The sequence below is a fragment of the Pseudomonas sp. PH1b genome, assembly GCF_000633395.1.
GTDB lineage: Bacteria > Pseudomonadota > Gammaproteobacteria > Pseudomonadales > Pseudomonadaceae > Aquipseudomonas.
The window spans coordinates 24,747-47,752 of sequence record NZ_AYMU01000023.1; the positions used below are offsets into that span (position 1 = coordinate 24,747).

At 58.2% G+C, this 23,006-nt stretch carries 19 protein-coding genes and 1 other RNA gene; 13 read left to right on the plus strand and 7 right to left on the minus strand.

Annotated elements, in window-relative coordinates; all coding sequences use genetic code 11:
- Window positions 1-289: 289 nt before the first annotated feature.
- Together dnaK and grpE are read right to left on the minus strand one after the other, a co-directional pair.
- Window positions 290-2,206: a molecular chaperone DnaK gene (gene dnaK, locus U873_RS0128160; protein WP_025131424.1), complete on the minus strand. Its 1,917-nt coding sequence runs from the start codon at window positions 2,204-2,206 to the stop codon at window positions 290-292.
- 102 nt (window positions 2,207-2,308) lie between these two features.
- Window positions 2,309-2,875, minus strand: coding sequence for a nucleotide exchange factor GrpE (gene grpE / locus U873_RS0128165; RefSeq protein ID WP_025131425.1), 567 nt, complete (start codon window positions 2,873-2,875; stop codon window positions 2,309-2,311).
- Between the two features lie 250 nt (window positions 2,876-3,125).
- Between grpE and recN the strand changes: the two genes are divergently transcribed.
- Window positions 3,126-4,799: a DNA repair protein RecN gene (gene recN, locus U873_RS0128170; RefSeq protein ID WP_025131426.1), complete on the plus strand. Its 1,674-nt coding sequence runs from the start codon at window positions 3,126-3,128 to the stop codon at window positions 4,797-4,799.
- A gap of 94 nt (window positions 4,800-4,893) precedes the next feature.
- Here recN and fur read toward each other — a convergent pair whose 3' ends face one another.
- Window positions 4,894-5,298: a ferric iron uptake transcriptional regulator gene (fur, locus tag U873_RS0128175; RefSeq protein ID WP_011059185.1), complete on the minus strand. Its 405-nt coding sequence runs from the start codon at window positions 5,296-5,298 to the stop codon at window positions 4,894-4,896.
- Between the two features lie 98 nt (window positions 5,299-5,396).
- Between fur and U873_RS0128180 the strand changes: the two genes are divergently transcribed.
- Window positions 5,397-5,924 (plus strand): outer membrane protein assembly factor BamE, encoded by a 528-nt coding sequence (locus U873_RS0128180; protein WP_025131427.1) that lies wholly within the window; start codon window positions 5,397-5,399, stop codon window positions 5,922-5,924.
- Window positions 5,925-5,984: 60 nt separating this feature from the next.
- Here the strand turns inward: U873_RS0128180 and U873_RS0128185 are convergent, their stop codons facing one another.
- The 3 genes from U873_RS0128185 to U873_RS0128195 are packed head-to-tail and all read right to left on the minus strand — an operon-like array spanning window position 5,985 to window position 8,137.
- Window positions 5,985-6,299: an RnfH family protein gene (locus tag U873_RS0128185; RefSeq protein ID WP_025131428.1), complete on the minus strand. Its 315-nt coding sequence runs from the start codon at window positions 6,297-6,299 to the stop codon at window positions 5,985-5,987.
- On the minus strand, window positions 6,292-6,726 hold the full coding sequence (locus tag U873_RS0128190; protein ID WP_025131429.1) for a type II toxin-antitoxin system RatA family toxin: 435 nt from the start codon (window positions 6,724-6,726) through the stop codon (window positions 6,292-6,294). Before U873_RS0128190 ends, U873_RS0128185 begins: the two co-directional genes overlap by 8 nt.
- 7 nt (window positions 6,727-6,733) lie before the next feature.
- Window positions 6,734-8,137 (minus strand): sodium-dependent transporter, encoded by a 1,404-nt coding sequence (locus tag U873_RS0128195; RefSeq protein ID WP_025131430.1) that lies wholly within the window; start codon window positions 8,135-8,137, stop codon window positions 6,734-6,736.
- A 117-nt stretch (window positions 8,138-8,254) separates the two neighbouring features.
- Here U873_RS0128195 and smpB point away from each other — a divergent pair, with 117 nt between their 5' ends.
- Entirely contained in the window at window positions 8,255-8,737 is a 483-nt protein-coding gene (gene smpB / locus U873_RS0128200) for an SsrA-binding protein SmpB (RefSeq protein ID WP_025131431.1), read from the plus strand.
- An 81-nt stretch (window positions 8,738-8,818) separates the two neighbouring features.
- On the opposite strand, the gene U873_RS0128205 is transcribed toward smpB, so the two are convergent.
- Entirely contained in the window at window positions 8,819-9,586 is a 768-nt protein-coding gene (locus U873_RS0128205; RefSeq protein ID WP_025131432.1) for an FCD domain-containing protein, read from the minus strand.
- Window positions 9,587-9,847: 261 nt separating this feature from the next.
- On the opposite strand from U873_RS0128205, the gene U873_RS0128210 reads away from it, so the two are divergent.
- The 10 genes from U873_RS0128210 (at window position 9,848) to U873_RS35515 (ending at window position 22,998) form a co-directional block, all read left to right on the plus strand.
- Complete coding sequence (locus U873_RS0128210) at window positions 9,848-11,542, plus strand: lactate permease LctP family transporter (protein ID WP_025131433.1); 1,695 nt, start codon at window positions 9,848-9,850, stop codon at window positions 11,540-11,542.
- Between the two features lie 151 nt (window positions 11,543-11,693).
- On the plus strand, window positions 11,694-12,518 hold the full coding sequence (locus U873_RS0128215) for a (Fe-S)-binding protein (RefSeq protein WP_025131434.1): 825 nt from the start codon (window positions 11,694-11,696) through the stop codon (window positions 12,516-12,518).
- A complete protein-coding gene (locus U873_RS0128220; protein ID WP_025131435.1) occupies window positions 12,515-13,969 on the plus strand; it encodes a LutB/LldF family L-lactate oxidation iron-sulfur protein in 1,455 nt (484 codons plus the stop codon). The genes U873_RS0128215 and U873_RS0128220 overlap by 4 nt, the downstream gene beginning before the upstream one ends.
- Entirely contained in the window at window positions 13,969-14,640 is a 672-nt protein-coding gene (locus tag U873_RS0128225) for a lactate utilization protein (RefSeq protein WP_025131436.1), read from the plus strand. Before U873_RS0128220 ends, U873_RS0128225 begins: the two co-directional genes overlap by 1 nt.
- A complete protein-coding gene (locus tag U873_RS0128230; RefSeq protein WP_025131437.1) occupies window positions 14,637-17,447 on the plus strand; it encodes an FAD-binding and (Fe-S)-binding domain-containing protein in 2,811 nt (936 codons plus the stop codon). The genes U873_RS0128225 and U873_RS0128230 overlap by 4 nt, the downstream gene beginning before the upstream one ends.
- Before the next feature lie 210 nt (window positions 17,448-17,657).
- The gene (locus U873_RS0128235) at window positions 17,658-17,945 is read left to right on the plus strand and encodes a hypothetical protein (RefSeq protein ID WP_019095638.1); all 288 of its coding nucleotides are present in this window, start codon (window positions 17,658-17,660) and stop codon (window positions 17,943-17,945) included.
- A gap of 88 nt (window positions 17,946-18,033) precedes the next feature.
- Window positions 18,034-18,427: a transfer-messenger RNA gene (ssrA, locus tag U873_RS34880) on the plus strand.
- Between the two features lie 344 nt (window positions 18,428-18,771).
- Complete coding sequence (locus U873_RS35510; RefSeq protein WP_081818721.1) at window positions 18,772-19,935, plus strand: Fic family protein; 1,164 nt, start codon at window positions 18,772-18,774, stop codon at window positions 19,933-19,935.
- Window positions 19,932-21,410 (plus strand): N-6 DNA methylase, encoded by a 1,479-nt coding sequence (locus tag U873_RS0128240; RefSeq protein WP_025131438.1) that lies wholly within the window; start codon window positions 19,932-19,934, stop codon window positions 21,408-21,410. The genes U873_RS35510 and U873_RS0128240 overlap by 4 nt, the downstream gene beginning before the upstream one ends.
- Window positions 21,403-22,998, plus strand: coding sequence for a restriction endonuclease subunit S (locus U873_RS35515; protein ID WP_081818722.1), 1,596 nt, complete (start codon window positions 21,403-21,405; stop codon window positions 22,996-22,998). Before U873_RS0128240 ends, U873_RS35515 begins: the two co-directional genes overlap by 8 nt.
- Window positions 22,999-23,006: the final 8 nt, after the last annotated feature.

Below are 23,006 nucleotides of genomic sequence, written 5' to 3' on the forward strand. Positions count from 1 at the left end.
TCTCCTGAGCCCTGCCAAACTCGCTGAGCCCCAATACAGGCCCGGACCCAACTCACGTCAATTCAACGATCCTGGACTTGGATGGACGACCCGCTCACGGGCCGCTGATTGCGGTCTTCGCAGCCGGAAAGCAGGAGCTTCTCCGACCCGACCGCCAGCGCACAAATCTAGGCTGCACGCCGTCAATAATTCGCTGACTCCAGACACGCCAACGCGGGAGCAAGCTCCCGCGCGGCGACATCCTACCAGTCACCGCCTGAAGGCAGTCAACCGGCCGACCAACAAGCCATTACTTGTGGTCTTTTACTTCTTCGAACTCGGCGTCGACAACGTCGTCGGCTTTTTCAGCAGACTCGGCGTGTGGCGCCGCGCCTTCAGCAGGCTGAGCCTGTTCGGCGTACATCTTCTGGGCGACTGGCGCCGAGACTTTCGACAGCTCCTCGACCTTGGCGTCGATGGCAGCCTTGTCATCGCCTTTTACAGCGGCTTCCAGGGCAACCACGGCAGCCTCGATGGCGGTCTTCTCTTCGGCGGTCACTTTGTCACCGGCGTCAGCCACCATCTTGCGAGTCGAGTGCACCAGCGCATCACCCTGGTTACGGGCAGTGGCCAGCTCTTCGAACTTGCGGTCCTCTTCCGAGTTGGCTTCAGCGTCACGAATCATCTGCTGGATTTCTTCATCCGACAGACCGGAGTTAGCCTTGATCACGATCGACTGAGTCTTGCCGGTAGCCTTGTCTTTCGCGCCGACGTGCAGAATGCCGTTGGCGTCGATGTCGAAGGTCACTTCGATCTGCGGCACACCACGTGGAGCGGGTGGAATGTCAGCCAGGTCGAACTTGCCCAGGGACTTGTTCTGCGCGGCTTGCTTGCGCTCGCCCTGCAGCACGTGAATGGTCACCGCGCCCTGGTTGTCGTCGGCAGTCGAGAACACCTGGGATTTCTTGGTAGGAATCGTGGTGTTTTTCTCGATCAGCGCAGTCATCACGCCACCCATGGTTTCGATACCCAGGGTCAGCGGGCTTACGTCCAGCAGCAGCACGTCTTTCACGTCACCGGCCAATACCGCGCCCTGGATAGCAGCACCCATGGCTACCGCTTCGTCAGGGTTGACGTCTTTACGCGCTTCTTTACCGAAGAAGTCGGTAACGGTCTTCTGCACCAGCGGCATGCGAGTCTGGCCGCCGACCAGGATCACGTCGTTGATCGCGCCAACGTCGATACCAGCGTCTTTCAGAGCGATGCGGCAAGGCTCGATGGTGCGCTGAACCAGGTCTTCGACCAGCGACTCCAGCTTGGCGCGGGAGATCTTCACGTTCAGGTGCTTAGGACCGGTGGCATCTGCAGTGATGTACGGCAGGTTGACGTCGGTCTGCTGGCTCGAGGACAGCTCGATCTTGGCTTTCTCGGCAGCTTCTTTCAGACGCTGCATGGCCAGCGGGTCACCCTTGAGGTTCATGCCGCTTTCTTTCTTGAACTCGTCGACCAGGTAGTCGATCAGGCGGATGTCGAAGTCTTCACCACCCAGGAAGGTATCGCCGTTGGTGGCCAGAACTTCGAACTGATGTTCGCCATCGACTTCAGCGATCTCGATCACCGAGACGTCGAAAGTACCACCGCCCAGGTCGTAAACGATCACGGTGTGATCGCCCTTGGCCTTGTCCATACCGTAGGCCAGAGCGGCTGCGGTTGGTTCGTTGATGATACGTTTCACGTCCAGGCCCGCGATGCGGCCGGCGTCCTTGGTCGCTTGACGCTGGCTGTCGTTGAAGTAGGCCGGAACAGTGATGACCGCTTCGGTCACTGTTTCACCGAGGTAGTCTTCGGCGGTCTTCTTCATCTTCTTGAGAATTTCAGCCGAGATCTGTGGCGGAGCCATTTTCTGGCCGTTCACTTCGACCCAGGCGTCGCTGTTGTCAGCCTTGACGATCTTGTAAGGAACCATCTGGATGTCTTTCTGCACAACCTCTTCGTCGAAACGACGACCGATCAGACGCTTTACCGCGTACAGGGTGTTGTGCGGGTTGGTGACAGCCTGACGCTTGGCCGACTGACCTACCAGAATCTCGCCATCGTTGGCGTACGCGATGATCGACGGCGTGGTACGCGCGCCTTCAGCGTTTTCGATAACTTTTACGTTGCCGTTTTCAAGAATGGAGACGCACGAGTTGGTGGTCCCCAAGTCAATACCGATAATCTTGCCCATGTTAACTCTCCCGGAACTTTGGATTTGGATGCCGCAGCTGTGGTGGCAAACTGCGGTAGCACTTAAACGCTTGACTGATAAATGGGGGCTCTACAGCCGTTTTCAAGCCTTCTCGTCAATCGAAGGCGAAACCGGTGCAGGCGCCTTGCTGACCACGACCATGGCCGGGCGCAGCAGGCGACCATTGAGCTGATAGCCCTTCTGGAACACCTTCAGAACACTATTGGGTTCGACATCCGCGCTTTCCTGCATGGCCATCGCCTGATGCTGTTCAGCATTGAACGGTTCACCATGAGGATCGATGGCTTCCAGCTGATAGCGCTTGAGGGTGTCGTGGAACATCTTCAAGGTCAGCTCGATGCCTTCACGCATCGGACGAATACTTTCGTCATCCGGATTCGACAACTCCAGGCCGCGCTCCAGGCTATCGATCACCGGCAGCAGGTCGCCGGCAAACTTCTCGAGAGCGAACTTGTGGGCCTTCTCCACGTCCTGATCGGCGCGGCGGCGGACGTTCTGCAGATCGGCCGCAACACGCAAAGCCTGATCCTGCGCACCAGCCAGTTGCTCTTCGAGCACTTGTACACGAGCCACCAGGTCTTCACCCGAAGCCTCGGGAGCCTGATTGGCGTCTAGATTTTGCGTATCCAGCGTCTGTTCGTCAGCCATGAAATTCTCCTTTCAATATCGTCTGTGAGCCGGGCTCACTCTTCTGCCCAGCTATATGGGGTCGCATTTTCAGGGTTCAAGTCCGCAACCGTGGCAAAACTCATCAGCGGCATGGAAACCCGCTCAACAGACATGCTCGAACGCACTAAAAACCCAAGACAGCCAAGCGAATCGAGCTAAGGGAAAGCATTGTCAGGCAGAAACAAAACACTGTATAAATAACCAGACATCTAGTTTGGGAGCGGCCTTAATGCTGGTGCACCTGTCCGTACATAATTACGCCATCGTCGAACACCTGGATCTGGAACTGGATCGCGGGATGAGCGTCATTACCGGCGAAACCGGCGCCGGCAAGTCGATCATGCTCGACGCGCTCGGCCTGACCCTGGGCGATCGTGCCGACAGCGGAGTGGTACGACCAGGAGCCGACAAGGCCGACATCCTCGCCACCTTCGATCTGGCGGATATCCCCGAAGCCCGCACCTGGCTGGCCGAGCGTGACCTCGATAGCGATGGCCCGTGCATCCTGCGCCGGGTCATTACTGCCGAAGGACGTTCCCGCGGCTATATCAACGGTACGCCCTGCCCCCTTGGCGATCTCAAGGCCCTGGGCGAGCTGCTGATCGATATCCATAGCCAGCACGAGCACCAATCACTGCTCAAGACCGATACCCATCGTCGCCTGCTGGATGAATATGCCGGCGCCACCGATCTCGCCCGCCAGGTTCAGTTGGCCGCCCAACGCTGGCGCCAGACCCGCCAGGAGCTGGAGCGCCTGTCCAACTCCGGCGATGAGCAACGCGCTCGTCACCAGTTGCTCAGCTACCAGCTTGAAGAACTGGAGAACCTCGGCCTGGGGGAAAACGAACTCGAACAGCTGGAGCAGGAACACAAGAACCTGACCAACGCCGAAACCCTGCTGGGCATCTGCCGCCAGGTGGTGGAGCAATGCAGCGAAAGTGATTCAGGCAATGTCCTCAATGCCCTGACCGTCAGCCTCAACCGCCTGTCGAGCATCGGCAACTCATCCGGCTCCCTGGGCGAGGCCACCAACCTGCTGGCCAGCGCGCAGATCCAGGTCGAAGAAGCCGTGGGCGAGCTGAATCGCTTCCTCGACCACTTCGACGCCGATCCGGCACGCCTGCAACAGCTCGAAGAACGCCTCGACGCCATCTATACCCTGGCGCGCAAGCATCGCATCCAGCCCTTCGAACTCGCCGCCATGCAGCAAACCCTGCTGGATGAAATCGAGACTCTGGACGCCAATGACGAATCCATCGAACGACTGGGCGAAGAGCTGCAATCCTTCGCTCGTCACTATCAGGAGAAAGCCCAGGAGCTGAGCCAATTGCGCCAGCAGGCCGCGACCAGCCTGGCCAGCGCGGTGGAGCAGGAAATCCAGCGCCTGGGCATGCCCGGCGGGCGTTTCACCATCGAACTGCGCGCCAACAGCAGCGATGAATTGCTGCCCAACGGCCTGGAGCAGGTGGAACTGCTGGTCAGTGCCAACCCCGGGCAACCGCTCAAGGCCCTGGCGAAAGTCGCTTCCGGCGGTGAGCTGTCACGTATCAGCCTGGCGATCCAGGTCATCACCGCGCAGACCTCGCGGGTTCCCACATTGGTGTTCGACGAAGTGGACGTGGGGATTGGCGGCCCGACAGCCGAGATCGTCGGCCAGTTGCTGCGCCGCCTTGGCGAACGTGGCCAGGTATTGACCGTGACCCACTTGCCGCAAGTCGCCGCCCAGGGGCACCAGCACCTGTTCGTACACAAGGTGCGAGGCAGCGATGCCACGCATACCGCGGTATCCAAGCTGGGCAAGAATGAGAGGGTCGAGGAGGTGGCGCGGATGCTCGGCGGCATCGACCTGACCAAGGAGTCCCTGGCCCACGCCAAGAAAATGGTGGTGACCGCCAAGGCCTGAGCCTTCGGCGCTTCTTTTATATAGGCACAAAACACGAAGGCGACCCTAGGGTCGCCTTCGATCGTTTCACGACGATAAACGTCGCGTGAGGGGCTTACTTCTTCTTGCGCACATACAGCACAAGATTGTGATCCACCAACTCGAAACCGTGCTTTTCGACAATCGCCTTTTGAAGCTTTTCGATTTCTTCGTCGAAGAATTCGATCACTTCACCAGACTCCACGTTGACCATATGGTCGTGGTGACCGCCATCCGCCAGCTCGAATACAGCGTGACCGCCATCAAAATTATGGCGTACCACCAGTCCGGCTGCTTCGAATTGAGTCAGTACACGGTAAACCGTGGCCAGACCCACATCCTCACCAGCTTCCATCAGCGCCTTGTAGACATCCTCAGCGCTCATGTGCCGCTGCTCGGTGGAATCGAGCATTTGTAGAATTTTGACTCGTGGCAGAGTCACTTTGAGGCCGGCTTTACGTAGTTCGCTATTTTCAACCATGGTCAGCTTTCTCGCCGATGCTGCTTCGCAGCTTCTCTTAATGCGGGTATGATCGGGGTTTACGTTGTCCCAGCCAAGATAGTGGAAGTCGCCCACCGATGCAAAACACCAAGCTCTTGCTAACCAGTTTCACCTTCGTGGGACTGCTCGCACTCGCCGGTTGTTCATTCCCCGGGGTTTACAAAATCGACATCCAGCAGGGCAATGTCGTCACGCAGGACATGATAGACCAGTTGCGCCCCGGAATGACCCGACGGCAAGTACGGTTTATCATGGGCAACCCTCTGCTGACCGACACGTTCCATGCCGATCGCTGGGATTATCTCTACAGCCTGCAGCCTGGTGGCGGTGAACGCCAACAGGAACGCGTGAGCCTGATCTTCAACGGCAACGACCAGTTGGTCAGCTTGGCCGGCGACTTCATGCCCGGCGTAAGCCGCGACGAAGCCCTGCTGGGCAAGGACAGCGCTAATACTGTCAACGCGCCTGCCGAGAACGTCGAGAAGCCAAAAGCAGAGAAGCCGGCCAAGCCTGGCTCGCTGCTGGACCAGATCCAGAAGGATGTGGACGGCGTGAAAACCGTTCCAGTACCGACGCCGGAACCGCTGGACACTTCGCCAGAATAAATTGTGGCGAAATAAAAAAGCCCGGGCATGCCCGGGCTTTTTATTGCCAGTCACAATCCATCACTGCTCGCGCTTGCGTGCCTCCGCGGCCTTGAGCGCACGCAAACGTCGAACCTCTTTCGGGTCAGCCAGCAACGGACGATAGATTTCGATTCGATCCCCCGCCTGGAGCAAATGTTGCTCAGGCTCAGCGATCTGTTTGCCGAAGATCCCCACGAGACAGGTCGCCAGATCCAGTTCGGGAAACCGCTCCCCTATAGATGAGATCAACAACGCCCCACGCAGGGTCGAACCCTGGGGCACCTGCGCACTGACCAGCAACTGGCGATCGAGCGCAGCGTAGACCACCTCGATGGCAATCAGCGACTCAGCCATGCAGTTGCTTGGCCCGCTGGCAAAACGCATCCACCAGGGTATTCGCCGCCTGGTTGAACAGCGGCCCCAAGGTCGCACGGACCAAGGGGCCCGCATAGTCGAAGGACAGGTCGAGACTGATCTTGCAGGCCTTTTCACCCAGCGGCTTGAACACCCACACACCGTGCAACTGATTGAATGGCCCTTCTTCCAGGTTCATCTCGATCGACTGCCCCGGCACCAGCTTGTTGCAGGTCACGAAGCGCTGGCTCATGCCGCCCTTGGCCACCGCCAGGCTGGCGCGCATCCGCTCTTCGCTGCTTTCCAGCACCTCGGCCGACGAGCACCAGGGCAGAAACTCCGGGTACCGGGCCACGTCATTGACCAGGTCATACAGGAACTGCGCCGGATAGGGCAAAAGGGCCGAACGTTGAATATGGGTCGTCATGTGAGCTTCATTTCCACAACTGGGCGGCAAACACCACAAGAATGCCGACGGGCGCCACATAGCGCATCAAAAACAAGGCCAGGGCGAATAACAGCGGGCTACGTAGCGACAGTTCATCACGAACTGCCTCACGGCCCATCACCCAACCTGCAAATACCACGAAGCACAAACCGCCAAGAGGCAACATGATCCGCGAGGTGAAGAAGTCGATCACGCCAAAGAAGTCCAGACCGCCGGCCGCGCCCCACCGGTAGAGGTGAAAAACGCCACCATCGTTCACGAAAAATTTCGCCTGCTGCCAGATGTTGAAGGAAAACACCGTTCCCAACCCTACGAACCAGCAGCTGAACGCCAGCCAGAATGTCACCCAGCCGCGGCGGATTTTAGTCTTCTCGACGAGATAAGCCACCATCGGTTCCAGTAGGGAGATGGCCGAACTCCACGCCGCAATCGCCACCAGGATAAAGAACACTACGCCCATAAGCTGGCCGAACGCCACATTGCCGAACGCAAAGGGCAGGCTGATAAACATCAGCCCGGGCCCTTCGCTGGGGTTCAGGCCTGCGGCAAACACGATGGGAAATAGCGCCATCCCTGCCACCAGGGAAACGAAGGTATCCAGCAGCGCCACCCCCACCACAGTGCCGGACAGGGACGAATGCTTGGGCATGTAGGCGCCGTAGATCATGATCGAGCCGACCCCCACGCTGAGGGAGAAGAACGCATGCCCCATGGCCGGCAGCAATCCGTCCAGCAGCCGGTCCAGGCTGAAATCGAACATGAAATGCAGGCCCTGCATGAAGTGCCCGGTGGTCATGCTGTAGCCCAGCAGCACCAGCAGCATCACGAACAGCAGCGGCATCATGATCCGCAGGCTGCGCTCGAGCCCGGCCACTACGCCCTTGGCAATCACCCAGGCCGACAACAGCATGAACAGGGTGTGCCACAGCGTCAGGCGCCAGGGATCGGCCGTCACCGCAGAGAAATAGGCCCCGACCTGATCCGCCGTAACGCCCTGAAAATCGCCGCGCCCCATGTCGATGATGTAGTCCAGGGACCAGCCACCCACTACGCTATAGAAGGAAAGGATCAGCAATGCGGTGATCATTCCGGCAAAGGCGCCCCAGGACCACTTGGCCGAGTGCCCCGCCTCGAGCGCCAGCACCTTCAAGGCATTCGCCGGGCTTTGCCGGGCACGGCGGCCGATCAGGGTTTCCGCCAGCATCACCGGCAAACCGATCAGCGCAATGCACGCCAGAAACACCAGGACAAAAGCGCCACCGCCATAGACGCCAACCATGTAGGGGAACTTCCAGATGCTCCCCAGGCCCACGGCCGAACCAGTTGCAGCGAGTATAAAGACCCAGCGGCTTGCCCAGCCGCCGTGGACAGAGACCCTGTCTGTCGACATCGTTAACACGCCCAACCGAAAAAAAAGAGGCCGCATTGTCCGGGATTCAATCAACCTGCTCAAGCACGCTGCGTCACCGTAGCCGACGCGCGCGCAACTCCCTATAATGCCGCCCCTATGGCTAAACAGAAGAAACACCCAACAGGGACCATCGCGCAAAACAAAAAGGCGCGACACGATTACTTCATCGAACATCGGTTCGAGGCCGGCATGGTCCTGGCTGGCTGGGAAGTAAAGAGTCTGCGTGCAGGCAAGGCACAGCTGGTCGACAGTTATGTGCTGCTCAAGGATGGTGAAGCCTGGTTGCTCGGCAGCCACTTCACGCCATTGACCACCGCCAGCACCCACGTCATCGCCGACCCGACGCGCTCGCGCAAGCTGCTGCTCAACCAGCGTGAGCTGGAAAAGCTGTTTGCAGCCGTGCAGCAGAAGGGTTACGCCTGCGTATGCCTTTCGCTCTACTGGAGCAAGCACCTGATCAAGTGTGAAATCGCACTGGGCAAGGGCAAGAAGGAATACGACAAGCGCCATACCGAACGCGAGCGCGATTCCGATCGCGAACTGCAGCGTGCGGTGCGGACCAAGGGCAAGGAAGACTGATCTTCCTGCCTTGAGGTCGCTTTCGCCGGCAAGCCGGCTCCTACAACACCCTGGTAGGAGCTCGCTTGCCGGCGATTTGCCTTATATGCCCTTGCGCCGTTCGGCCCGGGCCACTCGCTGCACTTCCTGACGCACTTCTTCCAGCACTTCCTGCACATAGAGAATGTGCCGGCTGGAGATTTCCCGCGCCTCTTCGGCTCGCCCTTCGATAATCGCCTGGTACAGGTCGCGGTGCTGACTGATCAGCATGTCGCGGGTTTCCGTACGCTGCTTGTACATGCCGCCGATGTTGGTCACCACGTTGCGCTTGAGCAGGTCGAACAGCCCGCGAATGGTGTGCAGCAACACCGCGTTGTGGCTGGCCTCGGCAATTGCCAGGTGAAACTTGGCATCCGCCGCCCCCTCCTCGATACGGCTGACATCGTCGGAACGTGAGTAGCAATCCTGCAACTCCTCGAAGGCTTGAGTCAGCCGCTCGCGATCCACCGCCGTCGCCCGCAACGCCGCGTAATAAGCACAGGACGCTTCCAGGGTATGGCGGAATTCCAGCAGGTCGCGCTGGGCATCGGTGTTGTTTTCCAGCAGGTGCAGCAACGGATCGCTGAAGGTCGAGCCCAGGGATTCCACCACATAGTTGCCGCCGCCCTGGCGGCTGATCAGCAGCCCCTTGGCCGTGAGCTTCTGGATCGCCTCGCGCAGTGAAGGCCGGGAGACACCGAACTGCTCGGCCAAGGCGCGCTCGGCAGGCAGCCGCTCACCGGCCTTCAAGGTACCTTCGAGAATCATCCCTTCCAGCCGCTCGACGATATCGTCGGACAAACGGCGCTGGCGTATCTGATCAAAGCCCATCACTCACTCTCCACCCTCCCGACCCTTCGCCGGGGGGCTCTATTCTGGCCTATTCACGGCGCGCCAACACCTGGCAGAACACAGCCATTTGTACCCATCAGATGGCCGCCACATAGCGCATTCGACAAAAGTTTTAGGGCGGCAAATTGACACACCGAGCACAAGGCTTTTACCCTAGCCAACAGCGATTGTAAATTGGTCTTACCAATTAACCAAGACGCTAGCAGTGCCTGACCAACAACAATTAGGGGCCACCCCATTATGCAAACCTGGCAACAGCTCTATAGCCCGCTTGGCAGCCTCGGCCTGTCCGCCCTCGCCGCCGTCATCCCGATCGTGTTCTTCTTCCTGGCTCTGGCCGTGTTCCGCCTCAAAGGACACGTCGCCGGGAGTATCACCCTGGCCTTGTCGATCCTGGTGGCGATCTTCGCCTTCCAGATGCCCGCCGACATGGCCCTCGCTGCCGCTGGCTATGGATTTGCCTACGGTCTGTGGCCCATCGCCTGGATCATTGTCGCCGCCGTTTTCCTCTACAAGCTGACCGTGAAGAGCGGCCAGTTTGAAATCATCCGCAGCTCGGTGCTGTCGATCACCGACGACCAGCGCCTGCAAGTGCTGCTGATCGGCTTCTGCTTCGGCGCCTTCCTTGAAGGAGCGGCGGGCTTTGGCGCACCGGTGGCGATCACCGCCGCCCTGCTGGTGGGCCTGGGCTTCAACCCGCTGTACGCCGCCGGCCTGTGCCTGATCGCCAACACCGCGCCGGTGGCCTTCGGCGCCCTGGGGATTCCGATCATCGTCGCCGGCCAGGTCACCGGCATCGACGCCTTCAAGATCGGCGCCATGACCGGCCGCCAGCTACCGCTGCTGTCGCTGTTCGTGCCGTTCTGGCTGGTGTTCATGATGGACGGCATGCGCGGTGTCAAAGAAACCTGGCCAGCCGCGCTGGTAGCCGGCCTGAGCTTCGCCGTCACCCAGTACTTCACCTCGAACTTCATCGGCCCGGAACTGCCGGATATCACCTCGGCCCTGGCCAGCCTGATCTCCCTGACCCTGTTCCTGAAAATCTGGCAGCCCAAGCGCACCGCCGGCGCGCAGATTGCCGGCGCCACCTCCGGCGTCGCCATCACCGCCAGCGCCGGCGGTTTCGGCCAGCCACGCCAGACCCAGGCCTCGCCCTACAGCCTGGGCCAGATCTTCAAGGCCTGGTCGCCGTTCCTGATCCTCACCGTGCTGGTGACCATCTGGACCCTCAAGCCCTTCAAGGCGATGTTCGCCGCCGGCGGCTCGATGTACGCCTGGGTATTCAACTTCGCCATCCCGCACCTGGACCAGATGGTGATCAAGATGGCGCCGATCGTGACCACGCCAACGGCCATCCCGGCGGTGTTCAAGCTCGACCCGATCTCGGCCACCGGCACGGCGATCTTCTTCTCGGCGCTGATCTCCATGCTGGTGCTGAAGATCAATTTCAAAACTGGTCTGACCACTTTGAAAGAGACCTTCTACGAGCTGCGCTGGCCGATCCTGTCCATCGGCATGGTGTTGGCGTTCGCCTTCGTCACCAACTATTCGGGCATGTCTTCGACCATGGCCCTGGTTCTGGCGGCCACCGGCGCGGCATTCCCGTTCTTCTCGCCGTTCCTGGGCTGGCTCGGAGTGTTCCTCACCGGTTCCGATACCTCGTCCAACGCCCTGTTCAGCTCGCTGCAGGCCACCACCGCGCACCAGATCGGGGTCAATGACACCTTGCTGGTCGCGGCTAACACCAGCGGCGGCGTGACCGGCAAGATGATCTCGCCACAATCGATCGCCGTGGCCTGCGCCGCCACCGGCCTGGTGGGCAAGGAATCGGACCTGTTCCGCTTCACCCTCAAGCACAGTCTGTTCTTTGCCACTATTGTCGGTCTGATCACCCTGGCCCAGGCCTACTGGTTCACCGGCATGCTGGTGCACTAAGCAACACCTGCGACACCGATGGAACCGACGCCGCCCTCACCCGCGGCGTCAGTCATTCACCACCCGGTCTGCAAGGCTGCTGAAAGCTTGCTGGTTTATCTTTCAGCCGCCTCGACGGACGAATAACCGGGACCACCCGGAGACACGCCTGATGAGCGAGCTTTTCTACAACGCCGTGCCCAATGCGACCCGTGTCGCACCGCCGCTGGCCGAACCCCGGCAGTACCCCAGCACGAAACCGTCGCGGGTCTACCTGTTCGGCACCTGCGTGGTCGACCTGTTCTATCCCGAAGCCGGGATGGACGCGATTCACCTGCTGGAGCGCGAAGGCATTCGCGTGGACTACCCGCAAGGGCAAAGCTGCTGCGGACAACCGGCCTACACCTCGGGTTACACCGAGCAGGCGCGCACCGTGGCCCGCTCGCAACTGGCGCTGTTTGCCGGTGACTATCCGGTGGTGGTGCCGTCGGGTTCCTGCGCAGGCATGCTGCGCGAGCATTACGCGGACTTGTTCAAGGACGAGCCCGAAACCCTGCAACAGGTGCAGGCCCTGGCCGCCCGCACCTATGAGCTGGCCGAGTTCCTGCTGCACGTGTGCAAGGTGCAGCTCAAGGACAGCGGCGCGCCGGTCAAGGTGGCGCTGCACACCTCGTGCTCGGCACGTCGGGAAATGAACACCCACCTGCACGGCCGTGAGTTGCTGTCACAGCTGAGCAACGTGGAACGGGTAGAACACAGCCACGAAAGCGAATGCTGTGGCTTTGGCGGGACTTTCAGCGTCCGAATGCCGGACATCTCCGGCGCCATGGTCGCGGACAAGACCCGCGCGCTGAAGGAATCCGGCGCCCACCAGGTACTGAGTGCCGACTGCGGCTGCCTGATGAACATCAACGGCGCCCTGGAGAAACAGCAAGAGGCATTGCGCGGCCAACACCTGGCGAGCTTCCTCTGGCAACGGACTGGAGGTGCGCAATGAGCACCCCAGAGCTGATTCCGACCACTACGGTGGCGGACGATTTTCGCACCCGAGCCCACCAGGCCCTGGGTGACAAGCAACTGCGAAACAACTTTCGCAGCGCCATGGATTCACTCATGGCCAAACGTGCGGCTTCGTTCAGCGATGCCCACGAAAGAGAACACCTGCGCGCCCTGGGCAACGCGATTCGCGCCCGGGCGTTGTCCAAGCTGCCCGACCTGCTCGAGCGCCTGGAACAGAACCTGACCCGCAACGGTGTGACAGTGCACTGGGCGGAAACGGTGGACGAGGCCAATGGCATCGTCCTCTCGATCATCCGCGCTCACGAGGCGCGGCAAGTGATCAAGGGCAAATCGATGGTCAGCGAAGAGATGGAAATGAACCATGTCCTCGCTGAACAAGGCATTGAATGCCTTGAGTCGGACATGGGCGAGTTCATCGTCCAGCTCGACCACGAGAAGCCTTCACACATCATTATGCCGGCGATCCACAAGAATGCCGGTCAGGTCGCGTCCTTGTTCCACGACAAACTTGGCGTGGAGTACACCAAGGACGTTGACCAACTCATTCAGATCGGTCGCAAGGTCTTGCGGCAGAAATTCTTCGAAGCCGATATCGGCGTCTCCGGCGTCAACTTCGCCGTGGCCGAGACCGGCACCCTGCTGCTGGTGGAAAACGAAGGCAACGGGCGCATGTCCACCACCGTGCCGCCGGTGCACATCGCCGTCACCGGGATCGAGAAAGTCGTCGAGAACCTGCGGGACGTGGTCCCGCTGCTGTCGCTGCTGACCCGCTCGGCCCTGGGCCAGCCCATCACCACCTACGTCAACATGATCTCCGGCCCGCGCAAAGAGCATGAGCTGGACGGCCCCCAGGAAGTGCACCTGGTGCTGCTGGACAACGGCCGCAGCCAAGCGTTTGCCGACAGCGAACTGCGCCAGACCCTGAACTGCATTCGCTGCGGTGCCTGCATGAACCACTGCCCGGTCTACACCCGGATCGGCGGCCACACCTACGGCGAGGTCTACCCGGGGCCGATCGGCAAGATCATCACCCCGCACATGGTCGGCCTGGCCAAGGTACCGGATCACCCCAGCGCCTCGTCGCTGTGCGGCGCTTGCGGCGAAGTGTGCCCAGTGAAGATCCCGATCCCGGCGTTGCTGCGGCGCCTGCGGGAAGAGAACGTCAAGGCCCCGGACAGCCCTCATCAAGTGATGCGCGGCCAGGGCAGCAAGTACTCGCGCAAGGAACGTTTCATCTGGAACGCCTGGGCCCGCCTCAACAGCTCGCCGACCCTGTATCGCCTGTTCACCCTGGCGGCCACCCGGCTGCGCGCCCTCACCCCGAGCAAGGTCGGCCCCTGGACGCAGAACCACAGTGCGCCGAAACCAGCCGCCCGGTCGCTGCATGACCTGGCCCGTGAGCACCTGGCAAAACAGGGAGACCGCTGATGAGCGCGAAACACAAGATCCTCGCCAAGCTGCGTAACAGCCTGACCGGCACCACGCCGATTGTGGATAACTTCGACGAAGCGCTGGTTACCGAGCCTTACACCTACAGCGCGGAGCAACGCATCCCGCAGCTGCGCAAACAGATGGAAGCGGTGCACACCGAAATCCACCTCAGCACCGAGGCCGCCTGGCCAGAGCTGCTGGCTCGCCTGCTGCAGGAGCGCCAGCTGCCCAGCCTGCTGATCGCCCCGAGCACGCCCCACGGCCAGCGCGTCACCCAGTACTGGGCCGAGCACCCGCAACTGCCGGCGCTCAAGGCCTACGACCGGCCGGTGGAAGAATGGAAAGCCGAGCTGTTCAACGACACCCCGGCCAGCCTCACCGGCACCCTGGGCGCGATCGCCGCCACCGGCAGCCTGATCCTCTGGCCAACCCGGGAAGAGCCGCGGCTGATGAGCCTGGTGCCGCCGGTGCATTTCGCCCTGCTCAAGGCCAGTGAGATCCGCGACAACTTCTATCAGGTGCAGCAACAGATGAACTGGGCCGCCGGCATGCCGACCAACGCGCTGCTGGTGTCCGGCCCATCGAAGACCGCTGATATCGAGCAAGTCCTGGCTTACGGCGCCCACGGCCCGAAAGACCTGGTGGTGCTGATCCTGGAGGACCAATGAGCCTACCGGCCGCTTTTCTGCGTGACGCCCAGCAACTGATCCCTCAGGAGCGGCGCTTCGACGACCCGCTCTCGACCCTGGCCTTCGGCACCGATGCCAGCTTCTACCGACTGATCCCCAAACTGGTGATCCGCGTCGAATCCGAAGATGAAGTGGTCGCCCTGCTCAAGCTGGCCCAGCGTGACCGGGTGCCGGTGACCTTCCGTGCGGCGGGCACCAGCCTTTCCGGGCAGGCCATCAGCGACTCGGTGCTGATCGTGCTTGGGGATAACTGGAACGGTAAGGAGATTCGCCACCAGGGTACGCAGATCCGCCTGCAACCTGGGGTGATCGGCGCCCAGGCCAATACCTGGCTGGCGCCGTTCGGGCGCAAGATCGGCCCCGACCCGGCCTCGATCAACGCCTGCAAGATCGGCGGCATCGTCGCCAACAATGCCAGCGGCATGTGCTGCGGCACCGCGCAGAACACCTATCACACCCTGGCCGGCATCCGCCTGGTACTGGCCGATGGCACCCGCCTGGACACCGAAGATAGCGCCAGCGTCGCCACCTTCCGCGCCAGCCATGCCCCACTGCTGGAGCGCCTGGCCGAACTGGGCCGCAGCACCCGCGCCAACAGCGAACTGGCAGCGAAGATCCGCCACAAATACCGGCTCAAAAACACCACCGGCCTGTCCCTCAATGCCCTGGTGGATTTCGACGAGCCGCTGGAGATCCTCAGCCACCTGCTGGTGGGTTCCGAGGGCACCCTGGGCTTTATCAGCGCAGTGACCTACGACACGGTGATCGACCACCCGAACAAGGCCTCGGCGCTGATCGTGTTTCCCGATGTGGACACCTGCTGCAACGCGGTGACCGTGCTCAAGAACCAGCCGGTGTCGGCGGTGGAGCTGCTGGACCGCCGTAGCCTGCGCTCAGTGCAGGACAAGCCCGGCATGCCGGCCTTCGTCCAGCAACTCTCGGCCAATGCCTGTGCGCTGCTAATCGAGTCCCGCGCCGCGTCCTCATCACTGCTGCATGAACAACTGGCGCAGATCATGAATTCCCTGGCCGCCTTCCCGGTGGAAAAGCAGGTGGATTTCAGCGAAGACCCGCAGGAAAACGCCAAGCTCTGGGCGATCCGCAAGGACACCTTTCCGGCAGTGGGCGCGGTGCGCAAGACCGGCACCACGGTGATTATCGAAGACGTGACCTTCCCCGTGGAACAGCTGGCCATCGGCGTCAATCGACTGATCGAGCTGTTCGACAAACACCACTACGACGAAGCGATCCTGTTCGGCCACGCCCTGGAGGGCAACCTGCACTTCGTCTTCACCCAGGGCTTCAACAGCAGCGAGGAAGTGAACCGCTATCAGGCGTTCATGGACGACGTGGCGCAACTGGTGGCGGTGGAATTCGGCGGCTCGCTGAAGGCCGAGCACGGCACCGGGCGCAACATGGCGCCCTTCGTCGAGCTGGAGTGGGGCAGCGATGCCTACCAGTTGATGTGGCAGCTCAAGCGCCTGCTGGACCCCAACGCCATCCTCAACCCGGATGTGGTGCTCAGCGAAGACCCGCAGATCCACCTCAAGCACCTCAAGCCGCTGCCGGCGGCCGACGAGATTGTGGATAAGTGCATCGAGTGCGGTTTCTGCGAGCCGGTGTGCCCGTCCAAGGGGCTGACCCTGAGCCCGCGCCAGCGCATCGTCATCTGGCGTGATATCCAGGCACGCAAACGCGCCGGCATCGACACCACTGAACTGGAGGCGGCTTATCAGTACCAGGGCATCGACACCTGCGCCGCCACCGGCCTGTGCGCCCAGCGCTGCCCGGTGGGCATCAACACCGGTGAGCTGGTGAAGAAACTGCGCAGTGAACACGCCACCCACAACGGCACCGCCGACTGGCTCGGCTCGCACTTCGCCAGCACCTTGCAGGGCGCGCGCTTCACCCTGCACGTGGCCAACGGCGCGCGCATGCTCCTCGGGGCACCGCGCCTGAGCAAGTTGTCGGCGAGCCTGACGCGACTGTCCAAGGGCCAGGTGCCGCAGTGGAGCAACGCCATGCCGCAACCGGAAAAGGCCATTCGCTTCAGCCCGGCGGTGAGCGATTCGCGTCCGCGGGTGGTGTACCTGGCGGCCTGTGTGTCCCGGGTCATGGGGCCGGCGGCGGGGGACAAGGAACAAATCTCGCTCTACGAGAAGACCCGCGGCCTGCTGGAAAAGGCCGGCTATCAAGTGGTGTTGCCGGACAACCTGGACAACCTCTGCTGCGGCCAGCCGTTCGCCTCCAAGGGCTACGCGACCCAGGCCGAGGACAAGCGCCAGGAACTGATCGGCGCCCTGCTCCACGCCAGCCGTGGCGGCCTCGACCCGATCTACTGCGACACCAGCCCCTGCACCCTGCGCCTGGTACAAGACCTGGGGGACGTACGCCTGGACCTCTACGACCCGGTGCGCTTCATCCGCACCCACCTGCTGGAGCGCCTGGAGTTCACGCCGCAGGAAGCGCCGATCGCGGTGCACGTCACCTGCAGCACCCAGCACCTGGGCGAGAGCCAAGCACTGATCGAACTGGCCCGGCGTTGCAGCAACAACGTGGTGATCCCCGAAGGCATCCACTGCTGTGGTTTCGCCGGCGACAAGGGCTTCACCACCCCGGAGCTCAATGCCCACTCCCTGCGCAGCCTCAAGGATGCGGTGCAGTATTGCAGCGAAGGCATCTCCACCAGCCGCACCTGTGAAATCGGCCTCAGCCAGCATGGCGGGATCGACTATCACGGGCTGGTGTACCTGGTGGATCGGGTGACCCGGGCCAAGCTGGTCTGAGCCATCGATCCGGGAAAAAAAGGGGCGTTTTCGCCCCTTTCTTTTGCCTGGCAGAAGGCGCCCCTGGCTTTTTCATTTCTTCGAAAAAAAAACAGAACCCCAGCGCACGGCTACAGTCCATTTTCTAGGCCCGCAAAAAGGGCTTAGCCCCACTCGGCAGCCGGCCCTGTTGACCGGCAGCACCGAGCCCCTGCGATCAAGGAGATAACCATGAAGCGTTCCGCACTGGCTGGACTGTTCATTACCGCCGCGATGCTGGCCTCCCCGGTGTTTGCTGCCGGGCAAGAGGACCTGTGCCAGATCAACCTGCAAAAGATCAAGGATGCCAAGGTCAGCACCGAAGCCATGAGCTCGGACCTGAGCAGCGACATCGACGCCACGGTGCAGCAAGCCACCGCCGAACAGGCCAAGGGCACCGAGCAAGGCACCAAGAACTGCATCTCCCTGACCACCCAGGCGATCCAAAAATTGCAGAACAATACCAAGGGCGATCAGTAAGCGGCCGCTCAAGGCCAACCTTCGGGTTGGCCTTCTGGCCTCGGTTAGCGTAGACTCTGTTCACCTGTTGGTTATGCACAACAGGTTCGGGGCCGTTTAGGATTCGACGCCGGTTGCGAAACTTTAGGTGCATGCCGAGTTGGTAACAGAACTCGTAAATCCACTGTTGCAACTTCCTATAGTTGCCAATGACGAAACCTACGGGGAATACGCTCTCGCTGCGTAAGCAGCCTTAGCCCTTCCCTTCTGGTACCTTCGGGTCCAGCAATCACCAGGGGATGTCTGTAAACCCAAAGTGATTGTCATATAGAACAGAATCGCCGTGCAGTACGTTGTGGACGAAGCGGCTAAAACTTACACAACTCGCCCAAAGCACCCTGCCCGTCGGGTCGCTGAGGGTTAACTCAATAGACACGGCTAAGCATGTAGTACCGACAGCGGAGTACTGGCGGACGGGGGTTCAAATCCCCCCGGCTCCACCAACTGAACAAAAAAAGACGTCCCTGGACGTCTTTTTTTGTGCCTGAAATTCAGCAAAATCAAGAATTTCAGCGCCATTGCCTTCCGTAGAAGAACTTTGAGTTCCGCTCGATTTGATATTCCAAATGCTATCAGAGGTAGCTCTCGTGCCGACTCAAGCCCATCCCAGTGACAATCGGAATGACAACTCCCAATGTCAGACATCTCGAACTCTCACCACCATGGCCGCAACCCCTTATCGGCAGCCTTACCTGGCCTAGACAAGAAACAGAGCAAACCGCATAATCGGCTCATATCACGAGCCAAATAAAGAGAGTCAATTTGACTCACATGAGATTCTTTCCCTATGCGCAATGCTGATTGGATTTGGCAGCACCCCGACTGGCCGAAATTTACCTGGCAGTCGGAACGCTTGTCACCATTGTTGCGATCCTGTATCGAAACGCAAGGCCGACTACTGGGTATAATTGGTGCCGTTGATAGCGTTGCAGTAACACAAAATAGTCTTGACGCGATGTTGCAGAATATAGTTTCTTCATCTGCCATCGAAGGCGAACCAATTAATGTAGAATCCGTGCGCTCTTCATTAGCTTACCGTCTTGGAATAGCTGGAGAGAACAATCCAGGTTCTCGCAGTGAAAACCTAGTGACATTGCTGATGGACGCCATAAGTGGTGATGATCAACCATTGAATGAGCAACGCCTATTTGCTTGGCATAGTTGGTTATTTACCCGAGATGATTTCTCGCTCGTTGGGTGCGAAAAAATTGGCCAATTACGCGGTGAGGAGCCAATGCAGGTTATCTCCGGCCGCTTGGATTGCCCGACCGTGCATTTCGAAGCTCCTCCTCGTACAAATCTAGAAAGACAACTAGCTGATTTTTTGGATTGGCTAGAAACCAGCCAAAAAGATCTATCTCTGGACCCTCTTCTTCGAGCAGGAATCGCTCATTTTTGGTTTGTCACTTTACATCCGTTTGAGGATGGTAACGGCCGTCTGGCCCGAATTGTTACTGACATGGCTCTCGCACAGGGCGGAAGTAACGCTATTCGCCACTACGCTATGGCGGCTAGCATACTCACTAATCGCGCTGGTTATTACCAAGTGTTAGAAACTCGGCAAAAAGGTGATTTGAACATTACAGATTGGCTAGAGTGGTTTCTCACTACCCTTCTGTGCAGTTTGGATCAGGCGTTATCACATTTAGACAGTATCTTAGCCAAGACCCGCTTTTGGGAGGCATACCGTGAGGCCGGATTATCCTCGGAGCAAATAAAAGTGCTTAACCGTCTACTTGATGGCGGCGAAAAAGGATTCGAGGCCGGAATCAGCGCAGCTCAGTACCAAGCCTTATCCAAAGTATCTAAAGCTACTGCTACGCGTCACTTGAGCGATCTGCTTGAGAAGGGCTGCTTGCGGCGTCTGCCCGGCGGAGGACGAAGCACCCGTTACCAGATAAACCAGCCTGGCAGCACATGCTGCCCGACACTTACATTGAGTAATGCATGACTAACATCGACATCGTCCATAAACTCTGGAGCCTGTGCGACGTACTGCGCGATGATGGCATCAACTACAGCGATTATGTGACAGAGCTCGTTCTGCTGTTGTTTATAAAAATGGAGTATGAACAGGTACAGAACAGCTTAAACTTTGAGCATAAATTGCCGGTTGGCTGCCGCTGGACAGATCTCACCGGCAAAGTCGGTTTGCTTCGTCTAAATCACTATAGGCAGATGCTAACGGATTTGGGCGCGAGCTCCGACCCATTGATCGCTGCTATATACTCAGAAGCCCAAACTCGCCTCATTGAACCACACCATTTCGACCAGCTAATTAAGAATCTCGACGCAATCGACTGGTTCAGTGCTCGCCAGGATGGCCTTGGAGATCTCTATGAGGGTCTACTTGCGAAGAATGCAAGTGAAACTAAATCAGGCGCTGGTCAATACTTCACTACACGCCCACTAATCGATAGCATTATCCGCGTTATACAGCCCCGAGCAGGTGAGGTGATCCAAGATCCCGCAGCTGGAACAGCCGGCTTTTTGATTGCTGCCGATGCCTATATCAAGCAAAACAGCAACGATCATGCAGATTTGGACGAGCGGGGTCGCCACTTCCAGCGCAACGGCGCTTTTATCGGTATTGAATTAGTTCCCGGCACCCGTCGCCTTGCACTGATGAATTGTTTACTACATGGTATTGAAGGTAACAGCGAAGGAGTTATACGGCTAGGAAATACCCTCGGCCAGGCTGGAGTAAACTTACCCAAAGCTGATCTGATTCTTTCCAACCCTCCTTTTGGTACTGCCAAGGGCGGTGGTGGCCCTACACGGGATGACCTTACTCACAAGACAAGTAACAAGCAACTAGCGTTTCTTCAGCATATTTATCATGGACTCAAGGCCGGTGGGCGAGCCGCAGTTGTGGTGCCAGATAATGTCCTATTCGACGCTGGTGTCGGTACCGACGTACGTCGTGAACTAATGGACAAGTGCAACCTGCATACCATCCTCAGACTGCCCACAGGCATTTTCTATGCACAAGGTGTCAAAACTAACGTTCTATTTTTTCAGAAAGGAAGTGTCGAGAATCCCAAGCAACAAGAAGGCTGTACTCAGCGAGTATGGGTGTACAACCTACGCAGTAATATGCCTAATTTTGGGAAGCGCACAACCTTTGGGGCATATCACCTCCAGCCTTTCGAAGACGCATACGGAGATGACCCAAATGGAAATAGTCAACGGGCAGAAAATGTAGAAGGTATTGGTGATTTAAGTCGTTTTCGAGTATTTACTCGCGAGGAAATCAGGGAGCGAGGCGATTCATTGGACATTAGTTGGTTAAAGGATACGGACAGTCTTAATTCGGTTGATCTACCGACGCCGGAAATACTCGCTAGCGAAATTATGACTGAGCTTACTGAAGCCCTCCATGACCTCGAACAACTGATGCAAGAGCTGGAGGCTGGGTATGACTGAACTCCCAGCTTCTTGGCTCAAAGTGACTCTTGGTGATGTGGTCAACTATGGAAATACTACTACCGTTCAGCCTCAGGACATGGATTCATCAGCGCTGCTAATTGAGCTTGAAGACGTCGAGCGTGATACATCCAGACTAATAGATACTAAAACCGTAAAGGAACGCGCACCGAAGAGCTCTAAAAATAAGTTTACAGCAGGGCAAATTCTTTACGGAAAACTACGACCCTACTTGAATAAAGTTCTTAAGATAGACCAGGATGGTTATTGCTCAAGCGAAATAATTACCATATCGCCCGGACTGCTTGATCGTGGCTATCTGTTTTACTCGCTAAAGTCGCCGTCATTTCTCGAGTATGTAAAAGAGGCATCTCACGGCATGGGTATGCCACGCTTAGGGACACCTAAAGCAAAAGCAGCCCCTTTTGTTTTACCTCCTCTTCATGAGCAAATTTATATTGCCAAGAAGATAGATGGCTTAATTGCACGTGTTGGCATGCTTAAAGCCAGAATTGACGCGTTTCCTATCCAAATTAAAAAATTTCGCCAATCTGTCTTCACAGCCGCTGTCTCTGGCCGACTCACAGAGAATTGGTCAACAGCTAGCCGTTCTGCTTGGTCTTACAAGAAAGCAATGGATATTTGTGAAAAAGTTCAAAGTGGCGGTACGCCAAAAACTGGATTTTCCCAAAGCGGTATCCCATTCTTAAAGGTCTATAATATCGTTGATCAAAAAATTGACTTCGAATATAGATCGCAATTTATTGAAACGTTTATACACAAAACCTCATCCTCAAAGTCAATAGCATTACCTGGCGATGTAGTTATGAACATCGTAGGCCCACCACTCGGTAAGATTGCAGTAATTCCAGATTCTTATCCAGAGTGGAATCTTAACCAGGCAATTGCACTGTTCCGGCCGAGCAAAGAAATTATTTCTGGCTGGATTAATATTGTACTTGAGGGGGGAGACAATCTAAAAAACATAATGCATGAAACAAAGGGGTCGGCTGGACAGATAAACATCTCACTATCTCAGTGTCGAAACTTCTTATTTCCTGTCCCATCTCTTGAAGAGCAAAAGGAGATAGTTCGACGCGCTGAAAAGCTCCTCGCTTTTGCCGATCGGTTCGAAGCAAAAGTACTTGAAGCACAAGCGCATGTTGACCGTTTGCCACAAAGCATCTTGATGCTAGCTTTCAGCGGCGAACTCACAGCTGACTGGCGCGCGGAAAATCCAGACTTAGTTAATGGAGAAAATAGCGCAAAGACACTACTGAAAAAAATAGAAGCTGAGCGCAAGGCTTTGACCAAGCCGTCAATTCCAAAGAAAAATGGCATAAGAAAAATGAAAAACAAGATCGCAAGCGATCAACCTATTAAAGTTGTAGATGCGCTTAAAAAATCTGGCAAACCTTTAAGCGGTCAGCAACTTTTGAGTGCTGCTGGCTATCCCCGCGATAGTAACGTTGAGCAACTCGAACAGTTTTTTTTGGATATCCGATCTTCCTTAAACTTGCAGCAAATTATCAAGCAATATCGGGATAACGACGGCCAAGACTGGTTCGCCTTGAAAGAGACAGAATAGAATTGCTA